We start from the raw sequence: 22,951 nt of genomic DNA, 5'->3' as shown, positions 1-22,951 counted from the left end.
AGTATTCAATTTTGCGTCACGTTTTTCAAGCACGATATCAAACGGTTTCGCGCCTTCATCCAGCTCAGTCACGTTGATGTTTGGAGCAATAAAGTCATTTTGCATCATCAGAACCGAATAAATCGCTGTGAGGAATTAAACGTCTCAATTGCGCTAGCACCTTTTTTTCAAAAGCATCTTTCAAATTATCATTTTTTATATTTAACAAATGAGGAAATGAGTCAGCTTGTTAGACATGCTTTGGATGATGATTCACTGCATGACAATGTTTTAGAACGGCTGAAAAAAACCTTTATAGAGTTCCCTCAGGTTTCTATTTATCCATATTTGATTGCACAATTTTATAGTGATTGTGAAAGTGATTTTGATGAGCAGAATAAAGATATGAATTATCTTTATCATAGATATTTGCAAGGTAAAGAAATTAGTCCAACTTGGAAAGCAGGCTTAGATAATTTTATTAAAGAAAAAGAACGTAATGATGAATATAAAGATAACTATATAAAGTATTTAAAAATTGCTGCTGATTTAGGAAGTTTTCCTGCTCAGCTAGAACTTTATCAATTTGGAGATAATGATCATTACGTTGATGACGACGATTTTGATGAAGATATGTATGACTATAGTCATTCAAATTATCCATCAGATATAGAATTGGAATTAACAAAGCGTGGTAATGAAGAATGCCTAAGAGATATATTTGATCGAATCGTCTGTGATGGATTCGATGAAATCAAAAAATTAAAAGAGAATGATTTGATTGAAGCATGGAAATGGCAAAAATTTGCTCATTATTTTGGTCATGATTTAGCTCAAGGTAATTACAAGACAGAAGCAATATATGATCAGGGTAATATTTTTGCAGCCGAAAGTGGTCGTCATGATATACATTTGCCAAAATTAACATTAGAGCAAGAAAATATAGTCGATCGAGAAGTAAATAAATTAATTCATTTTTATGAAAATTTAAATGAATTCACTTTTACTCGTTATTTAGATGATTCTTCTTATATCAATTGGGAGGATGAGGATTTTGATTGGGAAGAAGAGTAAATAAAAATCCCCTCATTTGAGGGGATTTTTTGAATCAAATTACAGCATTAAAGCGCCGCAATCTGCTCCATATTTGCTTTAATCTTCGCTAACTGATCAGCAAACTCAGCAAGTTTCACTTTCTCGCCTTCAACCACAGCCGCAGGTGCTTTCGCTACGAAACCTTCGTTAGAAAGTTTAGTTTCAATTTGGTCATGCTGTTTTTGAACCTTGTCTAAGTCTTTTTGTAGACGACCCAATTCCGCTTTAGGGTCAATTAAGCCCTTCATTGGAACGAATACAGATACATGACCGATAACACTTGATGAAGACAATGGCGGTTGTTCAGCATCGCTCAAGAACGTAATGCTTTCAACTTTCGCCAATGCTTTAAACAACGGTTCAATACGAGCAATCTGTGCTTTTTCTGCATCTGTCGTGTTTTGAAGCAGAACAGGCAACAAACGCGCATTACCTAGACCCATCTCACCACGAATGTTACGTACCGCACCAATCAAACCTTGCAGCCATTGCATATCTGCTTCAGCTTGGTCGTTGATGAGCGCTTGGTCAGCAACAGGGTACTGCGCTAACATGATTGTTTCGCCAACGATGTTGAGTTTCGGCGCAAGTGTTTGCCAGATTTCTTCTGTTAAGTAAGGCATCAACGGATGCGCTAAACGTAAAGATGCTTCCATTACAGCAAGAAGAACACGACGAATTTCAGCTTTACGCTCAACTGAAATGTTTTCATCATTTAGAACAGGCTTGGTTAACTCAACATACCAGTCACAGTATTCATTCCAAATGAACTCGTAAATTGCTTGTGCAGCCAAGTCTAAACGGTAAGTAGCAAATGCAGTTTGCACCGCTTGTTCCGCTTTTTGCAGACGGCTGACGATCCACTGTTCAGGCAATTCCCAAAGGTCTTGGCGAACTTCCTGACCAATCACTTGCTCTTCACAGTTCATCATCACGAAACGGGTTGCGTTCCAGATTTTGTTGGCAAAGTTACGGTAACCTTCCACACGTTTCATGTCGAATTTGATGTCACGACCGGTGTTGGCAAGCGCACAGAATGTGAAACGAACCGCATCTGTACCGTAAGATTGAATCCCTTCAGGGAATTCTTTACGGGTTGATTTTTCAATCTTCGATGCCTGTTTCGGGTTCATAAGTCCTGTAGTACGTTTTTGTACTAAGGTTTCAAGATCAACACCGTCAATCAAGTCTAATGGGTCAAGCACGTTACCCTTAGATTTAGACATCTTCTGACCTTCGCCATCACGTACCAAACCATGTACATACACCGTTTTGAACGGAACTTGTGGCGTACCATCTTCATTTTTCATGAAGTGCATGGTCATCATGATCATGCGGGCAACCCAGAAGAAGATGATGTCGAAACCAGTAACAAGTACATCAGTCGGATGGAAGGTATTTAAGAAATAGTTTTCTTTATCTTTCGCTTCGTCGCCCGTCCAACCTAAAGTTGAGAATGTCCAAAGACCCGATGAGAACCATGTATCTAACACGTCTTCGTCTTGATCTAATTGAACATCAGCAGGGATGCCATTTTTCTCACGCACTTCAGCTTCATCACGACCTACGTAAACATTACCTTCAGCATCGTACCAAGCCGGGATACGGTGACCCCACCACAATTGACGAGAGATACACCAGTCTTGAATGTTGTTCATCCAGGCCATGTACATGTTGCTGTATTGCTCAGGTACGAATTTGATGTCGCCATCTTTAACCGCTTTGATCGCAGGTTCAGCAAGCGGAGCGATCTTCACATACCATTGGTCTGTCAATAACGGCTCAACGATCACACCTGAACGGTCACCGCGAGGTGGCTTCAATGTGTACGGTTGAATTTGTTCTAACCAGCCTTCAGCTTCGGCCTGTTCAACAACTTTCTTACGTGCTTCAAAACGCTCTAAACCAATGTACTCTGCAGGTGCAGTAATAGTTTTAGAAATTTGCTCGCCCGCTTTGGCGATATATTCAAACTCAGCAAGCACTTCAGCATTTTTGTTGAAGATGTTGATGATTGGCAATTCGCAGCGTTTACCTACTTCATAGTCATTGAAGTCGTGTGCAGGGGTGATTTTTACACAGCCGGTACCGAATTCTTTGTCGACATATTCATCTTTGACAATGGCAACACTACGACCGGTAATTGGCAGGATAATGTTTTTACCCACCAAGTCTGCATAACGTTCATCATCAAGGGCAACTGCAACCGCAGTATCACCAAGCAATGTTTCAGGACGTGTTGTTGCAACAACGATGTAATCCTTACCATCGTGGGTACGAAGTGACTTGTCTTCAAAGAAATATTTGAAGTGCCACAGTGAACCTGCTTCTTCTTTATCAGACTCAACTTCCAGGTCAGACAGCGCAGTTTGGAGTTTTGGATCCCAGTTAACCAGGCGTTTACCACGGTAAATCAGACCTTGTTCATGCAGTTTAACAAATACTTCTTTAACCGCATTGGATAGACCTTCATCCATGGTGAAGCGTTCACGTGACCAATCTACAGACGAACCTAAACGACGGATTTGACGGGTAATGTTACCGCCAGACTGTTCTTTCCATTCCCATACTTTTTCGATGAACTTTTCACGACCCAGGTCATGACGGCTAATGCCTTCTGCACCGAGCTGACGCTCAACAACCATTTGCGTTGCAATACCTGCATGGTCCGTACCCGGCTGCCACAGGGTATTTTTACCCGACATACGGTTATAACGCGTCAATGCATCCATAATGGCATTGTTAAAACCATGACCCATGTGCAGGTTACCGGTGACATTCGGCGGCGGAATCATGATACAGAAAGACTCGCCCTTTTCAGACGGCTTGAAGTAGCCACGTTCTTCCCAAGTTTGGTACCATTTTTTCTCGATCTCAGTCGGATCGTAAGTTGTCGCGATATTTTGCGCTGAATCAGTCATAGTCTAAACAGATCAAAAGTAGATGAAAAATTGGATCTATTGTAGCAAAAAAAATAGTGCATGCGGCAGCTTAACCAAATGCAAACTTTAGACAATTGGCATGCAGAGCAACTCGTCGTATGATGCAAAGATAAAAAACGCGACTCATCGCAGAAGATTAAAAAGGATAACAAGATGAGCTATAGCATTTCCCTGAAGATCCAGCCTGAAACCCATCAGCGCTTTATCGACCTTCATTCTAGATTAAATGCCGGTGATCCAGACAGTCTGGCTAAACCGCTCGGTGAAAATCTGGCCGATATGGCCTGTGAAATTATTGACCAGATTTTTGGTCAGATGGTGCAGATCGCGAAATCTCCCGACAGTGAATCTGAAAAAGTGATTCAGCACATTATTGAGACGACACGTAAATATATGCCTTGGTCGGTTTCCTTATTTGGCAATGAACGGCTCATGCCCATGGTGAATTATCTGCATCGCATGACCTATACGCATGACGGCGATGTTTTTGTGCGTTATCCGGTGGAAAAGATGCTGGTGATGGAGTTACTGGGTTGTGTGGATCAGATGAAAACCGGCAATCATCAGTATGTCTCGCCGGCACTCAAAGCCTTTACCCAGGTCGTTGATCAGGGCGTGACCTGTCTGATCCGTGAACCGAAAAACCTGTTGAAGTTTAATGTTGTGGTCGATAAAACCTTAAATGGGGTGATTCACCTAACCACCCAGCTCGGCTATAAACGTTTTGACAAGCTCGGTAGCATCTATGATGCTGATACGATGCGTTATTATTTCGAGCATTTACTGGCATTTCTGGAAGATGAAAGGCCGCACCATATTTATTAAAACAAAGGAAACAGGATTTCATGGCGAAAGTTGAAAGTTTAAATGGAAAAGTGGTCTGGATTACTGGCGCATCTTCAGGGATTGGCAAGGCGATTGCACAGCAATGTGCCGCACAGGGAGCGCAGGTGGTATTGACTGCGCGCCGTCATGAAGAACTGGAAAATGTGCGCCAAAGCCTGATCAATCCGGATCAGCATATTTCCATCACGGCTGATATCACCGATGAAAGTCAGGTTCGCCATGCCTATGAGCAGGTTGTGCAACAAAAAGGCCGGATTGACTGGCTGATCAATAATGCCGGACTCAGTCAGCGTGCCCTGATTGCAGAAACCACCATGCAGACTGAACGCGCCATTATGGAAGTCGATTATTTCTCGCAGGTATTTTTGACCAAAACCGTACTGCCAAATTTTCTGGCACAAAAAACCGGCCGTATCGTGTTTATTTCCAGTGTTGCAGGTTTGCTCGGTACACAATATCGCGCGTCTTATTCCGCAGCCAAAGCAGCAATTCATATGTGGGCCAACAGCCTGCGTGCTGAAGTGACAGATCAGGGGGTTGGCGTATCGGTGATTTTCCCCGGTTTTGTTAAAACCAATGTGTCCCTGAACGCTTTAAATGGTCAAGGGAAGCCGCAAGGGCATGCAGATGAAGCGATTGAAAATGGTCTGTCCGCAGAAGATTTTGCCCGTCAAACTGTACAAGCTTTGCAGAGTGGCGAAGAATATATCGTGATTGGCGGCAAGAAAGAAAAACTCGGGGTACTGGTGTCGCGTATTTCGCCAAAAGTCCTGTACAAGATGATTCGCAGAACCAAGGTGAAATAGATCATCCAGACTCAATAAAAAGGGCAGTATTGCCCTTTTTTGATCGCTCTTAAAAAGAAAATTATGAACAAACCTACAATTTAATTTCTGGAGGAGCTGACGCAAAGTGTGCACAACCCATCACACAGATATGCAGAAAATTACCTTTTCACTCTGGTACTTAAGTCAAAAACCGCTATGTTAGTTAAAAATAATAGTGAATTGGAATACGCTCATTCGATGAAAACACCGGTGCCAGATTATCTCAAGCATGTTTTAAGCTCCTGCCAAGACAATGATAAAGGGGCCTTGGCCGACTATATTCCTGAGCTGGCAGCAGTCGATCCAGAGAAGTTTGCTTTGGCACTCTCCACCGTAGATGGCACGATCTATTCCACCGGTGATGACGAGGTTGAGTTCACCATGCAGTCCATGTCCAAGCCTTTTGCCTATGCCTTGGCCTTGCAGAAAGTTGGCCTGACCAAGGTCATGGAAAAAGTGGGCGTGGAACCTTCGGGCGAGGCCTTTAACCAGATTTCACTGGAGAAAGACACCAATATTCCGAAAAATCCGATGATCAATTCGGGTGCCATTACTGCCCATTCCCTGATTCCCTATAAACGCACAGTATCCCGGGCGGAACAGTTGCGCCGTTTTTTAAGCGGTTTGGCTGGACGTGAACTGAGTTTTGATACCGATGTATATACCTCCGAACTGAAAACAGCGTTTCGTAACAGATCCTTGGGTTATATGCTGCGTACAGTAGGAGTATTGGAAGAAGATCCAGAAGCGATTGTCAATGGTTATATCAAGCAATGTTCAATCAAGGTGACGGTCAAAGACCTGGCGATGATTGCCGGGGTACTCGCCAACGGTGGGATTCAGCCGCAGACCGGTAAAAAATTATTGGATCGTTCTGTGGTGCGGCAAGTCCTGAGCGTGATGCTCACTTGCGGGATGTATGATGCTGCCGGTGACTGGCTGACCACGGTGGGCATTCCGGCAAAAAGTGGGGTCGCAGGCGGCATTATTGGCGTATTGCCTGGACAGGTGGGCATCGCCGTATTTTCTCCACGAATTGATGAACATGGGCATAGCGCGCGTGGGGTCGATATCTTTGAACGTATATCCCGGGAAATGGGGCTACATTTAATGGAAGGGACGCCGTCGGCACAAACCATTTTACAAAACCGTTATCTCACTGGAAAACGCGATCATGTGGTGGTGTATGAACTGCGTGGCGTATTGCAGTTTACTGAATCGGAAATGCTGCTGCGTATTTTGGAAGATGAACCGGAAGGCAAAAAACGAATTATACTGGATCTGACCAATTTGACCCTAATTCATAATGTCGGCGCCCGCATGTTATTTGAAGGCGTGGCGCGTTTGAAAAAGGATGGTCATCCTGTTGTGGTGGTTGACTCGGAAGGAATTTTGAGTGAAGCACAGATGAAGGGCAATAAAAGGGTCGTGGTCAAAGAAAACCTGAACAAGTATCTAGAAAAATTTCAATAGACGTTCTTTCTGCTGTCTTGCTTGAGCACCGGCTGTATCCTGGAAATAAAAAAAGCCCCGATGATTCGAGGCTTTTTTAATAAATGATTTATTTAATATGTGCTGCAATGTCGCTAAAGATCACACCTAAACCATGTGCACCGGCATCCGGATAGCCTAAGCTACGGTCACCGACCGTACCGGCACGGCCCATACGTGCCACAATCTCTTGAGTCGATTCTGCACCTTTTACCGCAGCCGCTGCACCCAAGACAAAGTTTTCTTTAAAAGTCTTGCCGGTATTGGCAGACCATGAATCTGCACATGGTACTAGGGCATCAATCAGGGTTTTATCCCCCACCACGGCACCACGACCAAATGAACGCTCACCGGTCACTTGAATGCCTTTGACTGCCGCCTGCAACATTTCAGCAAAGTCAGCGACAGTTAAACTGGTTTTATCTTGAATGGCCTTACTCGCGGCACGGAAGGCTGAACCCCAGATTGGACCTGATGCGCCGCCACAGTGTTCCATAATGATCATTGAGCAGTTCAGCATGAATTCATCCATATGCTGTGCTTGAATCAGACTTTGCCATTCACGTTTTAGCTGTTTAAAGCCTTTGGCCACGCTCATGCCGAAATCACCATCGCCGGCATGTGCATCTAACTCGCAGAAAGGCACTTCATTTTTAATAATGCAAGCCGCCATGACATCGACGACATAACGCATATTCTCAATCGTGAATTGCTCATTGCTGATTATTGCATGTTCAGGTTGGGTTTCAACTTCGGTATTGGCGCTGCGTTCAGCTGCTGCATTTTTTGCTGCAAATTCAAAAGGTAGTGCAGGTGAACCATCCGTTTTAAATGCAGGGGTATTGGCTTCTGCATCTAAATAGGTTTTAAGTTCAGCATCCAGCGCAAGTAAAGATACTGATGCACCGTTCATGTCGATACTGGTCATGTAGTTACCGACAAAAGTACGATAAATTTTGATGCCTTTACGTGCCAAATGTTCGCAAACATCGTTGTTAAAGACATACAGCTCCTGCATTGGCGTTGAACCAAAACCATTGACCAATACCGCTACTTCAGTCAGGTCAGGACGGTCAAGAAACAGGTCATCGATAATACGTTGTGCCAGTTCTTTTGATGGCAATATTTTTTCACGACGAATCCCTGGTTCACCGTGGATGCCCACGCCGTATTCCATTTCATCATTGGCAAGAGTAAAGGTTGGTGTGCCCTTGGCAGGAACGGTACATGAGCTATAAGCAAAACCAAGACTAATGACATTGTCCGCAGCTTTTTGAGCCACAGCTTTGACTTCCGCAAGCTCTAAACCTTTTGATGCAGCTGCACCGGCAATTTTATGCACCAATACTGTACCGGCAACACCACGACGACCGACAGTATATAAGCTGTCTTTGACTGCAATGTCATCTGCTACTTTGACGTAATCCACGTTAATGCCGTCATCTGTTGCAAGCGCTGCACCATTCTGGAAATTCATCATATCGCCAGAATAGTTTTTAATGATCATCAGCACGCCTTTGTCTGTTGCGACATGCTGCAATGCTTTGTAGACCTGAATTTGTGAAGGTGATGCAAATACGTCACCACAAACGGCTGCGTCTAACATACCTGCGCCGACAAAGCCTGCATGTGCCGGCTCGTGACCGCTGCCGCCACCACTGATCAGTGCGACATTATTATGTTTTGCTTTTCTTGAAATGATTTTGTGTGACTCGGTAAATGCGAGTTCTGGATGAGCGAGGACAAAGCCTTTGCACATTTCGACAACCAGGTTTTCAGGGTTGTTGATGAGTTTTTTCATTGGAACACCAAGAGTGATTGATTTGGGAGATAAATTTATTGCTCTATTATTATAGAAAGTAATGATTTTTGCAGAGTTAAAAATGTAAAAGCGGATAAATTTTAATGAATGAGTCAGAAAAATAACGTTTTTGATATGTATATTGTTTGATTTAATTTCTCTATTAAGAAGTAAAACCTATTACCTTTTACAAAGATGAACTGGAATTTGATTGTGCTATTAGATTAGTGAGCTTTCTTTGATATATCATTCAATTTATTAATTAAGATTTAGAGAAAATATTATCGTGGCTGAACTCATTCCTCCAAATATACAACACTTAAGATCTGCCAGTAGTGGGGAAAGGAAAGTTTACCAATTATTGGAACATATATTTCAAGATGAAAATGCTATTATCTGGTATGAACCGAAAGCATTAAATCGTTATACTGATTTTTTGGTGTGGTTGCCAAAGCATGGTTTATTAGTAGTTGAAGTCAAGGATTGGTCAAAAGAACGATTTGAAACACTAAATCCAGATACATTCACAGGACGTTTTTATAATAAAAATGACACTAAAATAGTGTCTGTTCAGAATCCTGAAATGCAAGTACGTAAGTGCATGCTAAATATTTTAAATCAATTCAAAAAGACTGCGATATTTTTACAAAAGAGTGGTCCCTATCAAGGAAATGTTAAGTTTCCGATCAGTAGTTGTGTGATTTATACTGAATTAAAACAAGAGGATGCTAAGGGGATTGGACTCAGCTTTCCAGCTATTAGCTCCGAGCATAAGACCATATACAAGGATGATTTACGTTTAGTTGCCGAAAATAAAACGTTTAAACAAAAATTAATTAAGGCTTTCCAAGATGTTGCATTTCCATTTGAACCTTTAACTCAGGCGGAAGAGAAATTTCTTCGGTATATGATTTTTCCGGAAATTCGTGTCAATGAGTTTAAACAAGATGAGCTATTTGCCTTAGAGCCACAAGAAATTAAAGCTTTAGATTTAACACAAGAATCAATTGCCAAAAATATTGGTGATGGGCATCGTATTTTAAAAGGTGTAGCAGGAAGTGGCAAAACTTTGGTTTTAGCATGCCGTGCCAAGTATCTAAAAACAATTTATCCTGACTATAAGATTTTAGTGGTTTGTTATAACAATTCTTTATGCAACCATTTAAAGCATATGTTCGGTGATGATTTTAATAAGAAAATTGAAGTTCTTAATTTTCATAGCCTTGTCAAGCAGCTAACTGGAGCGAATTTATCTATGCTGCTTCAGGAAAAGCAGTCCGAATATAATACCCGGGTGGGGCACATTTTACTGGATTACCTGGAAAAGAAGGATGTACTAGACGCTGAATTATATGACGCTATTCTGATTGATGAAGGACAAGACTTTGCGCAGGAATGGATTATTGGGCTATCTAAACTAGTGAAATCTGAGAGTAACAATATTTTGTTCTGTTATGACCCTGCACAAAATATTTTCAACCGCAAAAAGCCAAGCTGGCGCTCTGTTGGCTTGCAGGTTCAAGGTAAAAAACCAGTAGAACTATATAAATGTTATCGTAATACTAAAGAAATTTTAGATATTGCCAAAGCATTTTTGAATTCTAAACAACCGGATAGCTTACAAAATAATGACGAATACGATCGTATTTTAGATCCTGACACAGGCGAATGTAAAACAGGAGAATATCCAAGTATTTATCATAAAAATGATGTCCGTCACTTGGCCGATTTGATCGCTCGGAAAATTCGTCAATTGTTGCAATCAGAAACTGCACCAAGGGAGATTGCTGTATTACAGGCAAAATCAGCCGTATACGATATTTTTGTGAGTGAGTTGAAGTCAAAATTAAATACTTATATACCAAATGTTGAAGCAGAATTTATTTTTAGCAGCGTAGAGAAGAAGGCATTAGACTTAAATAAAAATTCAATTAAAATTATGAATGTGGAGTCATCCAAAGGTTTGGAGTTTCCACATGTTTTTTTCGTTGGGCTAGATTACATGCCACGACTCGGTGAAAATCGTGATTTAGATTCCGAGCGAAAACTTGCTTATGTGGGTATGACTCGTGCACAAAATAAACTATTTATCCTGGGATGTGAAAATAAAGGATTTCTTGCCGATGTTAAAAAGATCTATGAGCAAGCAACTAGTTTATTGGACGTCGAAGAAAGCTCGGTGGAAGTTAGTATTGAAAAATCTGAAGTAACCATTTCCCAAGAAGATATAGAAAATATCAATGATTCAATGATTGGGCAAAAGTGGACAGAAGATGAGGAAGTTCGTCTGATTGATGCATTTATGGATGAAAAGCTGTCTATTAAAGAAATTGCAAAACGACATTCACGTAAAGAGGGTGGTATTCGTTCGCGATTGAGAAAGTTAAGACTAATTGATTGAAAAATAAAAAATCCCCTCACTTGAGGGGTTTTTTATATTCGATACGAATGGAATCTTCCCCCTTTATCAAAGGGGGATCGAGGGGGATTAAACCACTGAATCATCCAAATTCGGCGCTAACCAACGTTTCGCTTCATCCAGCGTCCAACCTTTACGCTTCGCATAATCTTCCAACTGGTCGCCAGAGATTTTACCCACGTTAAAGTATTCAGTTTCAGGATTTGCATAATAGAAACCGCTGACTGATGAAGGTGGCCACATTGCAAAACTAGAGGTTAAGTAAGTTCCAATCTTGTCAGTTGTACCTAACCAGTCAAAGAGTGGCGCTTTTTCAGAATGTTCAGGACACGCAGGGTAGCCCGGTGCAGGACGAATACCGACATACTTCTCTTTAATCAAATCTTCATTCGACAATTGTTCATCTGCTTGGTAGCCCCAGAATTCTTTACGGATACGCTGGTGCAAATGTTCAGCAAATGCTTCAGCAAATCGGTCACCTAAAGCCTGCGCCATAATTGCAGAATAATCATCGCCTTTGGCTTTGTATTCTTGCGACAGCTCTTCCGCACCAAAGATTGAAACTGTAAAACCACCCAAATAATCCTGAGCCACATCTTTCTGTGCAATAAAGTCCGCCAAAGAATAGTTGGCTTTGCCTGTCACTTTATCCGACTGCTGACGTAGATGTTCAAAAGTATGGGTCACATTGCCATTTTCATCTGCCACAGCAACAGTGTCGCTTGCCACACGGTTGGCAGGATAAATGCTGAAGGTGGCACGCGCATCGAAACGTTTATTCTCGATGATATCTTTCAGCATAATTTGTGCTTGTTCAAACAAGTCACGTGCTGCTTCGCCAACTACGTCATCTTCCAGGATTTTCGGGAATTTACCCGCCAGACTCCAAGAAATAAAGAACGGTGTCCAGTCAAAATATTCCACCAAGGTTTCAAGTGGATAATTGGTGAAAGTTTCCGAACCAATGAAGTTTGGTTTTACTGGAGTGTGTGCACCAAAATCAATTTTAAAGCCATTTTCAATTGATTTTGCATAAGACAATTTGGCGGCTTTCGGCTGCTTATTGGCTAAACGTGTACGGATTTTTTCATAATCCGCCGCATAGTCCGTTGCCAGTTTTGGTTTCATCTCGGCAGAAAGCAATTGTGTTGCCACACCCACGGCACGTGAAGCATCAGCTGTGTAGTACACACCATCATTTTGATATTGCGGTGAAATCTTCACAGCCGTATGCGCTTTAGAGGTAGTCGCACCCCCAATCATTAGTGGAATGTTAAAGCCTTTACGCTGCATTTCTTTGGCAACAAAGACCATCTCGTCCAGAGACGGCGTAATCAAACCAGACAAACCGATAATATCGACTTTTTCATCAATTGCGGTTTGCAGGATTTTCTCGCACGGCACCATCACGCCCAGATCCACGATGTCATAACCGTTACAGCCCAGCACCACGCCGACAATGTTCTTACCGATGTCGTGTACGTCACCTTTTACCGTCGCGAGCAGGATTTTACCTTTGGCTTCAGCTTGGGTTTTCTCAGCTTCAATAAACGGATTCAGCCAAGCCACTGCCTGCTTCATCACACGCGCAGATTTTACCACCTGCGGCAAGAACATTTTACCGGCACCAAACAGGTCGCCAACCACGTTCATACCTGCCATCAATGGGCCTTCAATCACATCCAGTGGACGGGTTGATTTTAAACGGGCTTCTTCAGTGTCTTGGTCAATATACGTCGTGATGCCTTTGACCAGTGCATATTCAAGACGTTTTTCAACAGATTCATTACGCCATTCCAGGTTTTCTTCGGCTTTTTGCGTACCACTTTGACCACGATATTTTTCAGCGACAGCCAGCAGCCGTTCTGTTGCATCCTGACCACTTTCGCCTTGATTCTGGTTTTGAACCACATCTTCAACGGCAGCTTTTAATTCTTTATCAATGTCATCATAAATCGCCATTTGACCGGCATTCACAATCCCCATGGTCATGCCTTTTTGAATGGCATGGTACAAGAACACTGAGTGAATCGCTTCACGTACTGGCTCATTACCACGGAATGAGAACGAGACGTTAGAGACACCACCTGAAATCATGGCATGGGGTAGATTTTCTTTAATCCAGCCAGTCGCTTCAATGAAATCAACCGCATAGTTATTATGTTCTACAATCCCTGTCGCAATCGCAAACACGTTCGGGTCAAAGATAATATCTTCAGCAGGGAAGCCCACTTCATTGACCAGCACATCATAAGAGCGCTTACAGATCTCTTTTTTACGTGCTGCTGTATCGGCCTGACCATCTTCATCAAATGCCATCACAATCACTGCTGCACCGTACTGACGGCACAGGCGGGCACGTTCGACAAATTCGTCATAACCTTCTTTTAAGGAAATCGAGTTCACCACGGCTTTACCTTGCACGCATTTCAAACCTGCTTCGATAATCTCCCATTTAGAAGAATCGAGCATGATCGGCACACGTGAAATATCCGGCTCAGACGCAATCAGATTCAGGAAGTGCACCATGGCACCTTGTGAATCCAGCATGCCTTCATCCATGTTGATATCGATAATTTGTGCACCGGCTTCAACCTGCTGACGGGCAACATCGAGTGCTTCGGCGAAGTTTTCTTCACGAATCAGACGCAGGAATTTTTTCGAACCGGTGACGTTGGTACGCTCGCCGACGTTCACAAACAATGAATCCTGGGTGATGTTAAATGGTTCTAAACCGCTTAAACGACAGGCAGGCGCAATCTCAGGAATTTGACGCGGGCTAATGCCTTCCACTGCTTGTGCAATTGCGCGGATGTGATCCGGTGTGGTACCACAGCAACCACCGGTAATATTGATCAGACCGCTTTCCGCAAATTCTTTAATGAAAGCTGCAGTTTCTTCCGGTGTTTCATCATATCCACCGAAGGCATTTGGCAAGCCAGCGTTAGGATGTGCTGAAACAAAAGTATCCGCTACATCCGACACGGTTTTGACGTGTGGACGCATCGCATCTGCACCAAGCGCACAGTTAAAACCAATCGAGATCGGTTCTGCATGACGCATCGAGTTCCAGAACGCTTCTGCGGTTTGACCGGTTAAGGTACGGCCAGATGCATCGGTAATGGTGCCTGAAATCATGATTGGCAGTTCATAGCCCAGTTCTTTAAAGACTTCTTTCACCGCAAAGATCGCAGCTTTGGCATTTAAAGTATCGAATACAGTTTCAATCAGGATGATGTCGACACCACCTTCAATCAGCGCTTTGGTTGATTCAATATAATCCACTTTTAAGGCATCAAAAGTGATGTTGCGGAAGGCTGGATCGTTAACGTTTGGAGAAATAGACGTGGTACGTGATGTCGGACCAATCACACCTGCCACAAAACGTGGTTTTTCTGGGGTTGAATATTTGGCACAGGCTTCTTTGGCCAGACGCGCGGCTTCACGGTTAATCTCGGGAACCAGATCTTGCATATGATAGTCAGACATCGAAACCCGCGTACCGTTAAAGGTATTGGTTTCAATAATGTCGGCGCCAGCTTCCAAGTAAGCTTCATGAATACCTTGAATGATTTGTGGTTGTGTCAAAACGAGCAGGTCGTTATTGCCTTTCAGATCATAAGCCCAATCAGCAAAACGCTCGCCACGGTAATCGGCTTCTTCCAGTTTATGGCGCTGGATCATGGTACCCATCGCACCATCGATAATTAAAATTTTCTTGGCAAGAAGTTCTTTTAAGGTGGCAAGTGTCGACATTCAAACTTTCTCAGTAGAAATCAAAAAACATCGGCCATATTAGCAGAATTAATGCTTGAATTCTGCGCCTCCTTTCTCAGAATGATGGATATACATGATATGAAAATTTGATAAGTCAGTTAGAACAAGACAGGTTTTTGTTATCCGGTCTATGCCGTATTCAGCTTTAAAATGGGATCTGGCTAAAACTGGCAAAAATATATTTGAAAAATTAAGCTGATGCTTTTATTCATGAAATTGTCATATTTATTGACTATGCTCTGTACATAGAAATTATGGTCATCTTAAGCGTAGAGGGAGTTTCAAAGCTTTAAGCGCAAAAACAGGACACGTTTTTGAGTTCTGAAAAGCTGGAATTTTATCTTAAGTTGATGATTTCTTGAATCAAACAGCAGTGTTTTACTCGGGATTAAACAGGACGAATAGCAGCAAGAAAATCTAATTATTGCTTCATATGACAGCAGTTTGTCATATAATTGTCACAATTTAACTGAACAATAGGGGAATTCTTGAATCCTCTATTCCTGCTTGCATGAATCCTAATCAAACTCCCATAGATTCAGCACACGAGTCGGCTTCGCACAAGTCGACCAATGTTCACGTGCCGACACCAAAATTCTTTATGCCAGTTTTTCTAACTGTCATTATCTCTACTCTTATTTATATCGGTTTTCAATTGTCTGCCGATTTAGCGCATGTTCCTGCACTGGGTTTATATTCAATTATTCTCCTGGCGACGGCATTGTTTATTGCGCTGGGCTTTGAATTCGTCAATGGCTTCCACGATACTGCCAATGCGGTTGCCACGGTCATTTATACCAATGCACTTTCTGCGCCTGTCGCTGTAATGTGGGCCGGTTTCTGTAACTTCCTTGGGGTTATGGTGGCCAGTGGTGCGGTAGCTTACGGTATTATTGCACTGTTACCTGTTGAGCTGATCATGAATGTCGGCTCCGGAGCAGGTTTTGCCATGGTGTTTGCCATGCTGATCGCTGCGATTGTCTGGAACCTGGGAACATGGTTTCTTGGTATTCCTGCATCCAGCTCACATACCCTGATCGGTTCGATTCTGGGGGTGGGCATCATGAACTACATTCTGCACGCGAGCAGCGGTGCATCGGGTATAGACATGGAGCAGGTGATGAAAGTCGGTAAGGCGCTGTTATTTTCGCCTTTAATCGGTTTTGCATTTGCCGCTGTGCTGTTCTTGCTGGTGAAAAAAATCTTCAAGAAACAGGTGGAGCTGTTCCAGCCACCTGAAGGTAATAAACCGCCACCCCCTTTAATTCGTGCCATTTTGATCTTTACCTGTACCGGTGTCAGCTTTGCGCACGGTTCAAATGATGGTCAAAAAGGCATGGGGCTGATCATGTTGATTTTAATTGGCTGTGTACCAATGGCGTACTCACTCAACAAAAACTTAGATCAACAGCATATCCAGACTTTTGGTCAATTGTCTGCGCAAACGGCCAATGCGATTTATCCAGACCATGCGGATATTGAAGATGAAAAAGCGCGTCAGATCATCACGACTTATATCCAAACCAAAGAAATCACCCCTGAAGTGGTGCCTGCATTGGCGAGCCTCACAGATCATTTAGGTGAAAAAGTCGGTAGCTATAGCAGCATTAGGGAAGTGCCTGAAGCACAGGTTTCAGAATTCCGGAATGACATGTACTTAAGTACCACAGCTTTCAAGCGTTTGGACAAAGCAGAAGCTTTACCTGCAATGACGGCTGAACAGGACAAAACGGTAGATCAATACCGTGACAGTCTGGATTCATTCTTGCAATACATCCCGACCTGGGTGAAAGTGGCCGTTGCTCTGGCGCTGGGTCTGGGTACTATGGTTGGCTGGAAGCGTATTGTGGTGACAGTCGGTGAGCGTATTGGTAAGCAGCATATGACCTATGGTCAGGGTATGTCTGCTGAACTGGTGGCGATGTCGACCATTGCGGCTGCGGATGGTTTCGGGATGCCGGTATCGACCACTCATGTATTGAACTCTGCGGTTGCAGGTACCATGGTGGCGAATAAGTCAGGTCTGAACTTCCAGATGGTGAAAACCATTCTGTCTGCCTGGGTTTTCACTTTACCCGCCACAATTTGTTTATCAGGTACTTTGTACTGGTTGTTACTTAAAGTTTTCTAATATTATTAGATAAGTAAAAAAACGCTGCTTCGGCAGCGTTTTTTTATGAAGTTTTTTAAAATCCTCTCCCTTGGAGAGGGTTGGGGAGAGGGGGAGAATTTTGAATAAAAATAATATTGACTCTAGGAGAAGGGTAGAGTCAAGGAAATCAATTACTTCTTAAGCTTACTCAATAATCCCTTGGGTAACTTCTCTGTCGCAAAACCATACAGGGCAGCAAAAGGTAATGCAGTTCGCGCCAGATAAGCCACTCGCCACAAACCACCATGATTCGCACCCTGCATCATCAATTCCAGTGGATGATTCAGCTTCACTTCAGGATTGGCCACAGAGGTAGCATTACGCAGATCATGAATCCACAGGGCTGCCATCAGTGCATTTGTGGTTTCAGGTGCAAAAGCTTCGACATCAAACAGGCTGGCACCATTGAACGCAGCTTTTAATAGCGGATTCTTGGTGACTGAATAAGTGGTCGTAGAAGGCGCAATATTGATGCTAACTCGTTGGCCTTGAGCACGCGCTAAGGTAGCACGCCATTGCTGGATACGTTTTGCCAGCGCGTAGTTTGGGCCTTGTTCAACGACCAGACAGTCACAAATCCCATAAGACTGGTCACCAGATTGAATCAGCTCATGCGCATTTTTCTGAAAAAAGTGTTTGCGGCTTACAGTCGATACACCTTTGGAAATCAGTGTCTGTGCTTTCGAGCGCTCCGCATATTTCACTTTTGATGCTTCAATCACTTCACTTGGAACCGCATAGACATCGGTCGGGGTACACATATACATCAGGCTGGTATTGGCTTTTTGTTCGCTGACATATTTCATGATGGCATCCATCGCCATCGAAACACGGACATGCTTCTCGCCATCCAGATAGGCAATTGCGGCCAGATCCAGATCCGGCTCAAACTGTAATAGCCATTTAGCAATCTCGGGAATCTGAGTCAAAAGATTGGCACCGAGTTTTTCTTTTAGAACATCGTCAGGCGTATCTTCTGCAAGTGCTTCAGTACAGGGCGCATACAGCGTGGCATTGCCTTGGCTGATGGTATCGACAATCTTGCCCCATACCCGGGTGTTTGGCAGGTCAATCGCTACAATATTGGCTTTCCATTTTGCCAGCCAGGTCAAAGGGCCAGCTTCAGATGCAGCACCAAACAGCACCATGGTTCGATCTGACAAATCAAACCATTCTGGGTGCGCCACACATTCACGCAGGGCATTGGCATGGCTGCTTTCCATAATACCTTGGTTTTCCCAGCGTTCAATCTGCTTCACTAAGGCATCGCCTTGCAGCTTCTGGCCGTGGTAGGGCACATACCATTCTGGTGCAGCCTGACTGCTTCCCGTCAATTTAAAGCTATGTAGTTGATCGGCGGGCAAGGTGAGGGCATCTTTCAGTAAATGCTTCTGGCCATCACGGTAAAATTCAAAGGTCTGATGCGCCTGTGCCAGACCATCTTCAGCAATTTTCAGGCTGGCTTCAGGCGAGCTTAGCCCTTGCTCGACCAGTTGCTTAAAATGCACGGTATATTGTTTGCGCCAGTTTTTTTCTGATTGTGCCTGTGCAGCACTGTGCTGATTCACATTGGCCAAAGCTGCTGCGATGATCGCGCGTCCTGTTTTTGAGCTACTTGGTTTTTGTTGATTGGACTGAAGCGGAAATTGAAGACCGTCTGGTGTAGTGGACATGCAAAATATCTCGTAAATGACAGTAATTAATATACAGATGTATACATTATCGCTGCAAAATTCACTCCAAGATTGGCAATAAGTGACATCATGACTTTTTAATATATTACGAGATGTTTCAAATAAATAAGAGAGCCATGGCGCTCTCATTTATTTTTAGCGGAAATATCAAGCTTATCTTATATGTAGCCTTATTTCTCTAGCCTTCAATAACCCTGATTAAAACGGAACCTGCATCAGTTTATTCAGGAAATGCGGAATCAGGCGTGGCTCCAGAATAATGGTCATGATCACGCCGTAGGCTGCTCCCCACAAATGCGCGCTATGATTAATGTTGCTATTGCCTTTTTTGCCTGACCAGATGCTATAGGCCACATAGAGCACGGCAAAAATAATCGCAGGAACCGGTATAAAGAACACAAAAATCAGCTTCCACGGCTCAAACAGAATATAGGCAAACAGCACTGCAGAGACTGCACCTGATGCACCAAGGCTGGCCCAACGCGGATTATTTTTATGGGTCAGATAACTTGGAATAATAGCTGCAATCAGACCGCCCAGATAGAACAGAATAAAACCCAGATCATATAAATACTGACGATAAAAGCTCTCGATCACACTGCCAAAAAAGAACAGGGTAATCATATTGAATAGCAGGTGAGTTCCATCGGCGTGAATAAAACCATGGCTAATAAAGCGGTCATATTGTCCACGTTGCAGTGCCGGTGGCCAGAAAATCAGGCGATTCATCACCGTCTCTTTAGAGAAGGCAATAAAGGACACAATACAGGTGATCAGAATAATGGTAACGGTGTGATTAAAAGGTAAATCAAGCATATAAAGTAATTCTAATGGTGCCTATTTGCCAATTATGATGCCATTAAAATTGCACTAAAGTTGTACTTTTATAATAAATCCGACAATTTTAGTTGATTTTTAAAAATTCCCCCCGATCTTCAGTTAAAATAGCCGTCTGAGCTTGAGGAAATTATTGTTATGTCGACTGAGAACAGCAGCACTCCAGTTGTTGGTGAAATTCCCAACTTATTGATTACACCAACAGCACAAGAGTATTTAAAGGATTTACTGGATAAACAGAACACCCCGGGTATTGGTGTGCGTGTTTTTGTAGAACATCCGGGTACTCCTCGCGCTGAATGTTGCATGGCCTATAGTGCACCTGATGAAGTTGTACCGACAGATTATAAGCAGGAATACCCTGAGTTCCCTGCTTTTATCGACTCGCCATCTATTCCGTATTTACTTGATGCCGTGATTGACTACAACAAAGACCGTTTTGGTGGTCAGCTGACCTTCCGTGCACCGAACTCTAAAGTGCCACGTGTGGGGCCAGATGCGTCGGTAGAAGAGCGTATTACCTATGTATTGCAGTCTGAAATTAACCCGGGTCTGGCAGGGCATGGCGGTAACTGTGCACTGGTTGAAGTCAAAGAAGACCCAGAGCATGGCTTAACAGCGGTGCTTAAATTTGGCGGTGGTTGCCAGGGTTGTTCAGCGATTGATATCACCTTGAAACAAGGGGTAGAAACCACGCTAAAGCAGCATATTCCTGAATTGATGCATGTCGTTGATGAAACGGATCATAGCCAATCTGAAGGTGCGTATATGAAATAAGCTGTTCTATAGAACAGTTCATTTATCGCATTCTAAAAAACCTCGAACTTTCGAGGTTTTTTTATATCTGGCTTTAAGTTTAATAAATGTTAATGATAATAATTATCAATAGTAATTGCATTTGTGGAAATCCCTGTTACACTTCGCAACCGAATAAACATGATCTCTTCATAACTCTTAGGACGTGCAAGGTATGAATAAGCCCTTCTTAAAAACAACTTTAGCTTTCGCAGTATTTACAGCAATGACTGTTTCAGTCCAAGCGCAAGACCAAGTTACTGAAGAAAAAGAGGGAATCGTACAGGCTGATGCGACCAAATTACAAACGATTGTGGTGACTGCGAGTGGACAGGCAGTTGATGTTAAATCTGCGCCAGCTTCAATTAGTGTCATTACGGCAGAAGACATACAGAAACAGCCTGTTTCAAGTCTGGCCGATATCTTGAAACGCGTGCCCGGCGTAACAGGGGGCCTAAGTTCAAATGGGGCAGGTTCAAAAATACAATTACGCGGGATGCCTGACAATTACACGCTGATCTTAATTGATGGTAAACGTGTGGGCTCTTCTCGAGATACCAATTATCGTGCAAACCTAGGACATCAAGATCTAAACTGGGTGAGACCAGAAATGATTGAACGTATTGAGGTTGTACGTGGACCCATGTCTTCTTTATATGGCTCTGATGCGATGGGTGGAGTGATCAACATCATTACCAAAAAAATCCCTTCAGAATGGGGTGGCTCATTGACCTTAAACCATACCATGCCAACGACATCTTCGGATTTAGGGCGAACCATTCAATCAGGACTCGTGGGATATGGCCCTTTAACCGATACATTAGGTATGCGTGCGACAGTCGGGATCACTGAACAGGAAGCGGATCAAGGCTATCAAATCTCTGACCGTAATCTTCCCGGAATGGCAGGAAGTAAAGCAACCGGACAATCGGGTAGTCGTGATCAGAATGCGAACTTAAAGTTCGATTATACGCCGAACGATATTCATAGCTTATCTTTAGAGCTGGGTTATGGCTTGCAAGAGAATAATGCCTCGACCACGCCTCAGGTGGTGGATGGTAAAGAACAGGCTTTATTAGCATGGGGTCCATCTGAGTTAGAACATCGTTCAGTGTCTCTATCACATGATGCTCAATGGGGTTTCGGTGATTCAAAAATTACGGCTTACTACAATGATTATGATCAAAGTCAGGTGACAGAGACTGGGCCGACCACACAAAAATCCAAGGAAAGCATTGTAGAAGCTAATCTCAATATTCCGTTTAAATTAGGTGTGGAGCATGTTGCAACAGTGGGAGGTCAATGGAAATCAGAAGAACTGGTTAATACCCGTAATATTGGGCTGGCTATTCCAAGTTATGACGGCAAAGAATATGGTTCAGAGCTAGAAGGAGATACTTGGGCATTGTTCGTTGAAGATAAAATTGTTTTTAATGATCAAGTCAATTTGACCCTTGGTAATCGTTTTGATCATCACGATAAATTTGGCACACATAATAGTCCACGTGCTTATTTGGTGGTGCAACCAAATGATGCATTGACCATTAAAGGTGGTGTTGCTCAGGGCTTTAGAGCTCCTTCACTCAAAGAGAATACTGCAGGTGCAGCGACGCGTTCAGGGGGGAATGGATGTACATCCTTGAAACCTTTAGGCTATGTATCGGGCGGATGTTATATGGCGGGTAATGCAGACCTGCAGCCTGAAGAAAGTACCAACTATGAACTTGGATTTAATTTTGCTCAAAATGATTTTGATCTCGGTTTAACTTATTTCCACACAGATTTTAAAAATAAAATTGAATATCGTGCTTTAGGAGAAATTAATGGGGTGTGGTGGACACAATATCAAAATGCTGAAAAAGCGCGTGTACGGGGCTTGGAAGCAAGTGTGGCATTACCACTTTTAGAGAATTTAAGCTGGAAGACCAATGCAACCTATTATTTTGAATCAAAAAACTTAGTAACTGGCAGAAATCTTTCAACGATTCCCGAGTTATCCGTTTATAGTGCACTCAACTGGACCCCCACTGATCCACTTTCATTGGAACTTGCAGCGCAATATACCGGTGAACAATATACGGCAAGTATTGAAGATACGGTGGTGATGCAAAAACCACATACGGTATTTAACTTATCTGCGAATTATGAAGTGAACGATCAAGTGACTGTTAGAGGTGGTCTCAATAATTTATTTGATAAAAAATTAGTAAATGCTTCAAATGATTATTATCTGGATCGTCAGGAAGTCTTTGTCGGACTGACCTATAACTTCTAAACAATTTAAAAGCCGCTCTCG

13 protein-coding genes and 1 pseudogene are annotated in these 22,951 nt (G+C 43.0%); 8 read left to right on the top strand and 6 right to left on the bottom strand.

The window, feature by feature from the left end; genetic code table 11:
• A pseudogene (locus FTV48_RS09210) lies at window positions 1-126 on the bottom strand (beta-ketoacyl-ACP synthase I); the annotation flags it as partial.
• 90 nt (window positions 127-216) lie between these two features.
• On the opposite strand from FTV48_RS09210, the gene FTV48_RS14955 reads away from it, so the two are divergent.
• The gene (locus tag FTV48_RS14955; RefSeq protein ID WP_257222946.1) at window positions 217-1,053 is read left to right on the top strand and encodes a hypothetical protein; all 837 of its coding nucleotides are present in this window, start codon (window positions 217-219) and stop codon (window positions 1,051-1,053) included.
• 47 nt (window positions 1,054-1,100) lie between these two features.
• Here the strand turns inward: FTV48_RS14955 and FTV48_RS09200 are convergent, their stop codons facing one another.
• Complete coding sequence (locus tag FTV48_RS09200) at window positions 1,101-3,995, bottom strand: valine--tRNA ligase (protein ID WP_180000105.1); 2,895 nt, start codon at window positions 3,993-3,995, stop codon at window positions 1,101-1,103.
• A 174-nt stretch (window positions 3,996-4,169) separates the two neighbouring features.
• On the opposite strand from FTV48_RS09200, the gene FTV48_RS09195 reads away from it, so the two are divergent.
• From FTV48_RS09195 to FTV48_RS09185, 3 genes are all read left to right on the top strand, one after another.
• Window positions 4,170-4,841 carry a hypothetical protein gene (locus FTV48_RS09195; RefSeq protein WP_005172058.1) on the top strand — a complete coding sequence of 224 codons (672 nt, stop codon included), beginning with the start codon at window positions 4,170-4,172 and terminating at the stop codon, window positions 4,839-4,841.
• A gap of 20 nt (window positions 4,842-4,861) precedes the next feature.
• Window positions 4,862-5,668, top strand: coding sequence for an SDR family oxidoreductase (locus tag FTV48_RS09190; RefSeq protein ID WP_159516416.1), 807 nt, complete (start codon window positions 4,862-4,864; stop codon window positions 5,666-5,668).
• 219 nt (window positions 5,669-5,887) lie between these two features.
• The gene (locus tag FTV48_RS09185; protein ID WP_100355297.1) at window positions 5,888-7,162 is read left to right on the top strand and encodes a glutaminase; all 1,275 of its coding nucleotides are present in this window, start codon (window positions 5,888-5,890) and stop codon (window positions 7,160-7,162) included.
• Window positions 7,163-7,250: 88 nt separating this feature from the next.
• Here the strand turns inward: FTV48_RS09185 and dhaK are convergent, their stop codons facing one another.
• Complete coding sequence (gene dhaK, locus FTV48_RS09180) at window positions 7,251-8,981, bottom strand: dihydroxyacetone kinase subunit DhaK (RefSeq protein ID WP_005172053.1); 1,731 nt, start codon at window positions 8,979-8,981, stop codon at window positions 7,251-7,253.
• Window positions 8,982-9,267: 286 nt separating this feature from the next.
• On the opposite strand from dhaK, the gene FTV48_RS09175 reads away from it, so the two are divergent.
• A complete protein-coding gene (locus tag FTV48_RS09175) occupies window positions 9,268-11,382 on the top strand; it encodes a nuclease-related domain-containing DEAD/DEAH box helicase (RefSeq protein ID WP_159138423.1) in 2,115 nt (704 codons plus the stop codon).
• A gap of 87 nt (window positions 11,383-11,469) precedes the next feature.
• On the opposite strand, the gene metH is transcribed toward FTV48_RS09175, so the two are convergent.
• The gene (gene metH, locus FTV48_RS09170; RefSeq protein ID WP_005172040.1) at window positions 11,470-15,156 is read right to left on the bottom strand and encodes a methionine synthase; all 3,687 of its coding nucleotides are present in this window, start codon (window positions 15,154-15,156) and stop codon (window positions 11,470-11,472) included.
• A 532-nt stretch (window positions 15,157-15,688) separates the two neighbouring features.
• On the opposite strand from metH, the gene FTV48_RS09165 reads away from it, so the two are divergent.
• A complete protein-coding gene (locus FTV48_RS09165; RefSeq protein WP_005096235.1) occupies window positions 15,689-17,308 on the top strand; it encodes an inorganic phosphate transporter in 1,620 nt (539 codons plus the stop codon).
• Window positions 17,309-17,460: 152 nt separating this feature from the next.
• Here FTV48_RS09165 and FTV48_RS09160 read toward each other — a convergent pair whose 3' ends face one another.
• Together FTV48_RS09160 and FTV48_RS09155 are read right to left on the bottom strand one after the other, a co-directional pair.
• A complete protein-coding gene (locus tag FTV48_RS09160) occupies window positions 17,461-19,002 on the bottom strand; it encodes a hypothetical protein (protein WP_180000103.1) in 1,542 nt (513 codons plus the stop codon).
• 219 nt (window positions 19,003-19,221) lie between these two features.
• On the bottom strand, window positions 19,222-19,839 hold the full coding sequence (locus tag FTV48_RS09155) for a rhomboid family intramembrane serine protease (RefSeq protein ID WP_005096237.1): 618 nt from the start codon (window positions 19,837-19,839) through the stop codon (window positions 19,222-19,224).
• 159 nt (window positions 19,840-19,998) lie between these two features.
• On the opposite strand from FTV48_RS09155, the gene nfuA reads away from it, so the two are divergent.
• Both nfuA and FTV48_RS09145 read left to right on the top strand, forming a co-directional pair.
• The gene (gene nfuA / locus FTV48_RS09150; protein ID WP_005096238.1) at window positions 19,999-20,637 is read left to right on the top strand and encodes a Fe-S biogenesis protein NfuA; all 639 of its coding nucleotides are present in this window, start codon (window positions 19,999-20,001) and stop codon (window positions 20,635-20,637) included.
• A gap of 193 nt (window positions 20,638-20,830) precedes the next feature.
• A complete protein-coding gene (locus FTV48_RS09145) occupies window positions 20,831-22,930 on the top strand; it encodes a TonB-dependent receptor domain-containing protein (RefSeq protein WP_074383098.1) in 2,100 nt (699 codons plus the stop codon).
• The last annotated feature ends 21 nt before the right edge of the window (window positions 22,931-22,951 follow it).

It is taken from the genome of Acinetobacter sp. YH18001, assembly GCF_013416975.1.
GTDB classification, from domain to species: domain Bacteria; phylum Pseudomonadota; class Gammaproteobacteria; order Pseudomonadales; family Moraxellaceae; genus Acinetobacter; species Acinetobacter pseudolwoffii.
Note: the sequence above shows the minus strand (reverse complement) of the source record. Positions and strands in the feature narration are given on the sequence as shown.

What these genes read in the sequence shown, in the direction of transcription:
- FTV48_RS14955 (WP_257222946.1), top strand. Translation starts at nt 217, where the DNA reads ATGAGTCAGCTTGTTAGACATGCTTTGGATGATGATTCACTGCATGAC.
- FTV48_RS09200 (WP_180000105.1), bottom strand. Translation starts at nt 3,995, where the DNA reads ATGACTGATTCAGCGCAAAATATCGCGACAACTTACGATCCGACTGAG.
- FTV48_RS09195 (WP_005172058.1), top strand. Translation starts at nt 4,170, where the DNA reads ATGAGCTATAGCATTTCCCTGAAGATCCAGCCTGAAACCCATCAGCGC.
- FTV48_RS09190 (WP_159516416.1), top strand. Translation starts at nt 4,862, where the DNA reads ATGGCGAAAGTTGAAAGTTTAAATGGAAAAGTGGTCTGGATTACTGGC.
- FTV48_RS09185 (WP_100355297.1), top strand. Translation starts at nt 5,888, where the DNA reads ATGAAAACACCGGTGCCAGATTATCTCAAGCATGTTTTAAGCTCCTGC.
- dhaK (WP_005172053.1), bottom strand. Translation starts at nt 8,981, where the DNA reads ATGAAAAAACTCATCAACAACCCTGAAAACCTGGTTGTCGAAATGTGC.
- metH (WP_005172040.1), bottom strand. Translation starts at nt 15,156, where the DNA reads ATGTCGACACTTGCCACCTTAAAAGAACTTCTTGCCAAGAAAATTTTA.
- FTV48_RS09165 (WP_005096235.1), top strand. Translation starts at nt 15,689, where the DNA reads ATGAATCCTAATCAAACTCCCATAGATTCAGCACACGAGTCGGCTTCG.
- FTV48_RS09160 (WP_180000103.1), bottom strand. Translation starts at nt 19,002, where the DNA reads ATGTCCACTACACCAGACGGTCTTCAATTTCCGCTTCAGTCCAATCAA.
- FTV48_RS09155 (WP_005096237.1), bottom strand. Translation starts at nt 19,839, where the DNA reads ATGCTTGATTTACCTTTTAATCACACCGTTACCATTATTCTGATCACC.
- nfuA (WP_005096238.1), top strand. Translation starts at nt 19,999, where the DNA reads ATGTCGACTGAGAACAGCAGCACTCCAGTTGTTGGTGAAATTCCCAAC.
- FTV48_RS09145 (WP_074383098.1), top strand. Translation starts at nt 20,831, where the DNA reads ATGAATAAGCCCTTCTTAAAAACAACTTTAGCTTTCGCAGTATTTACA.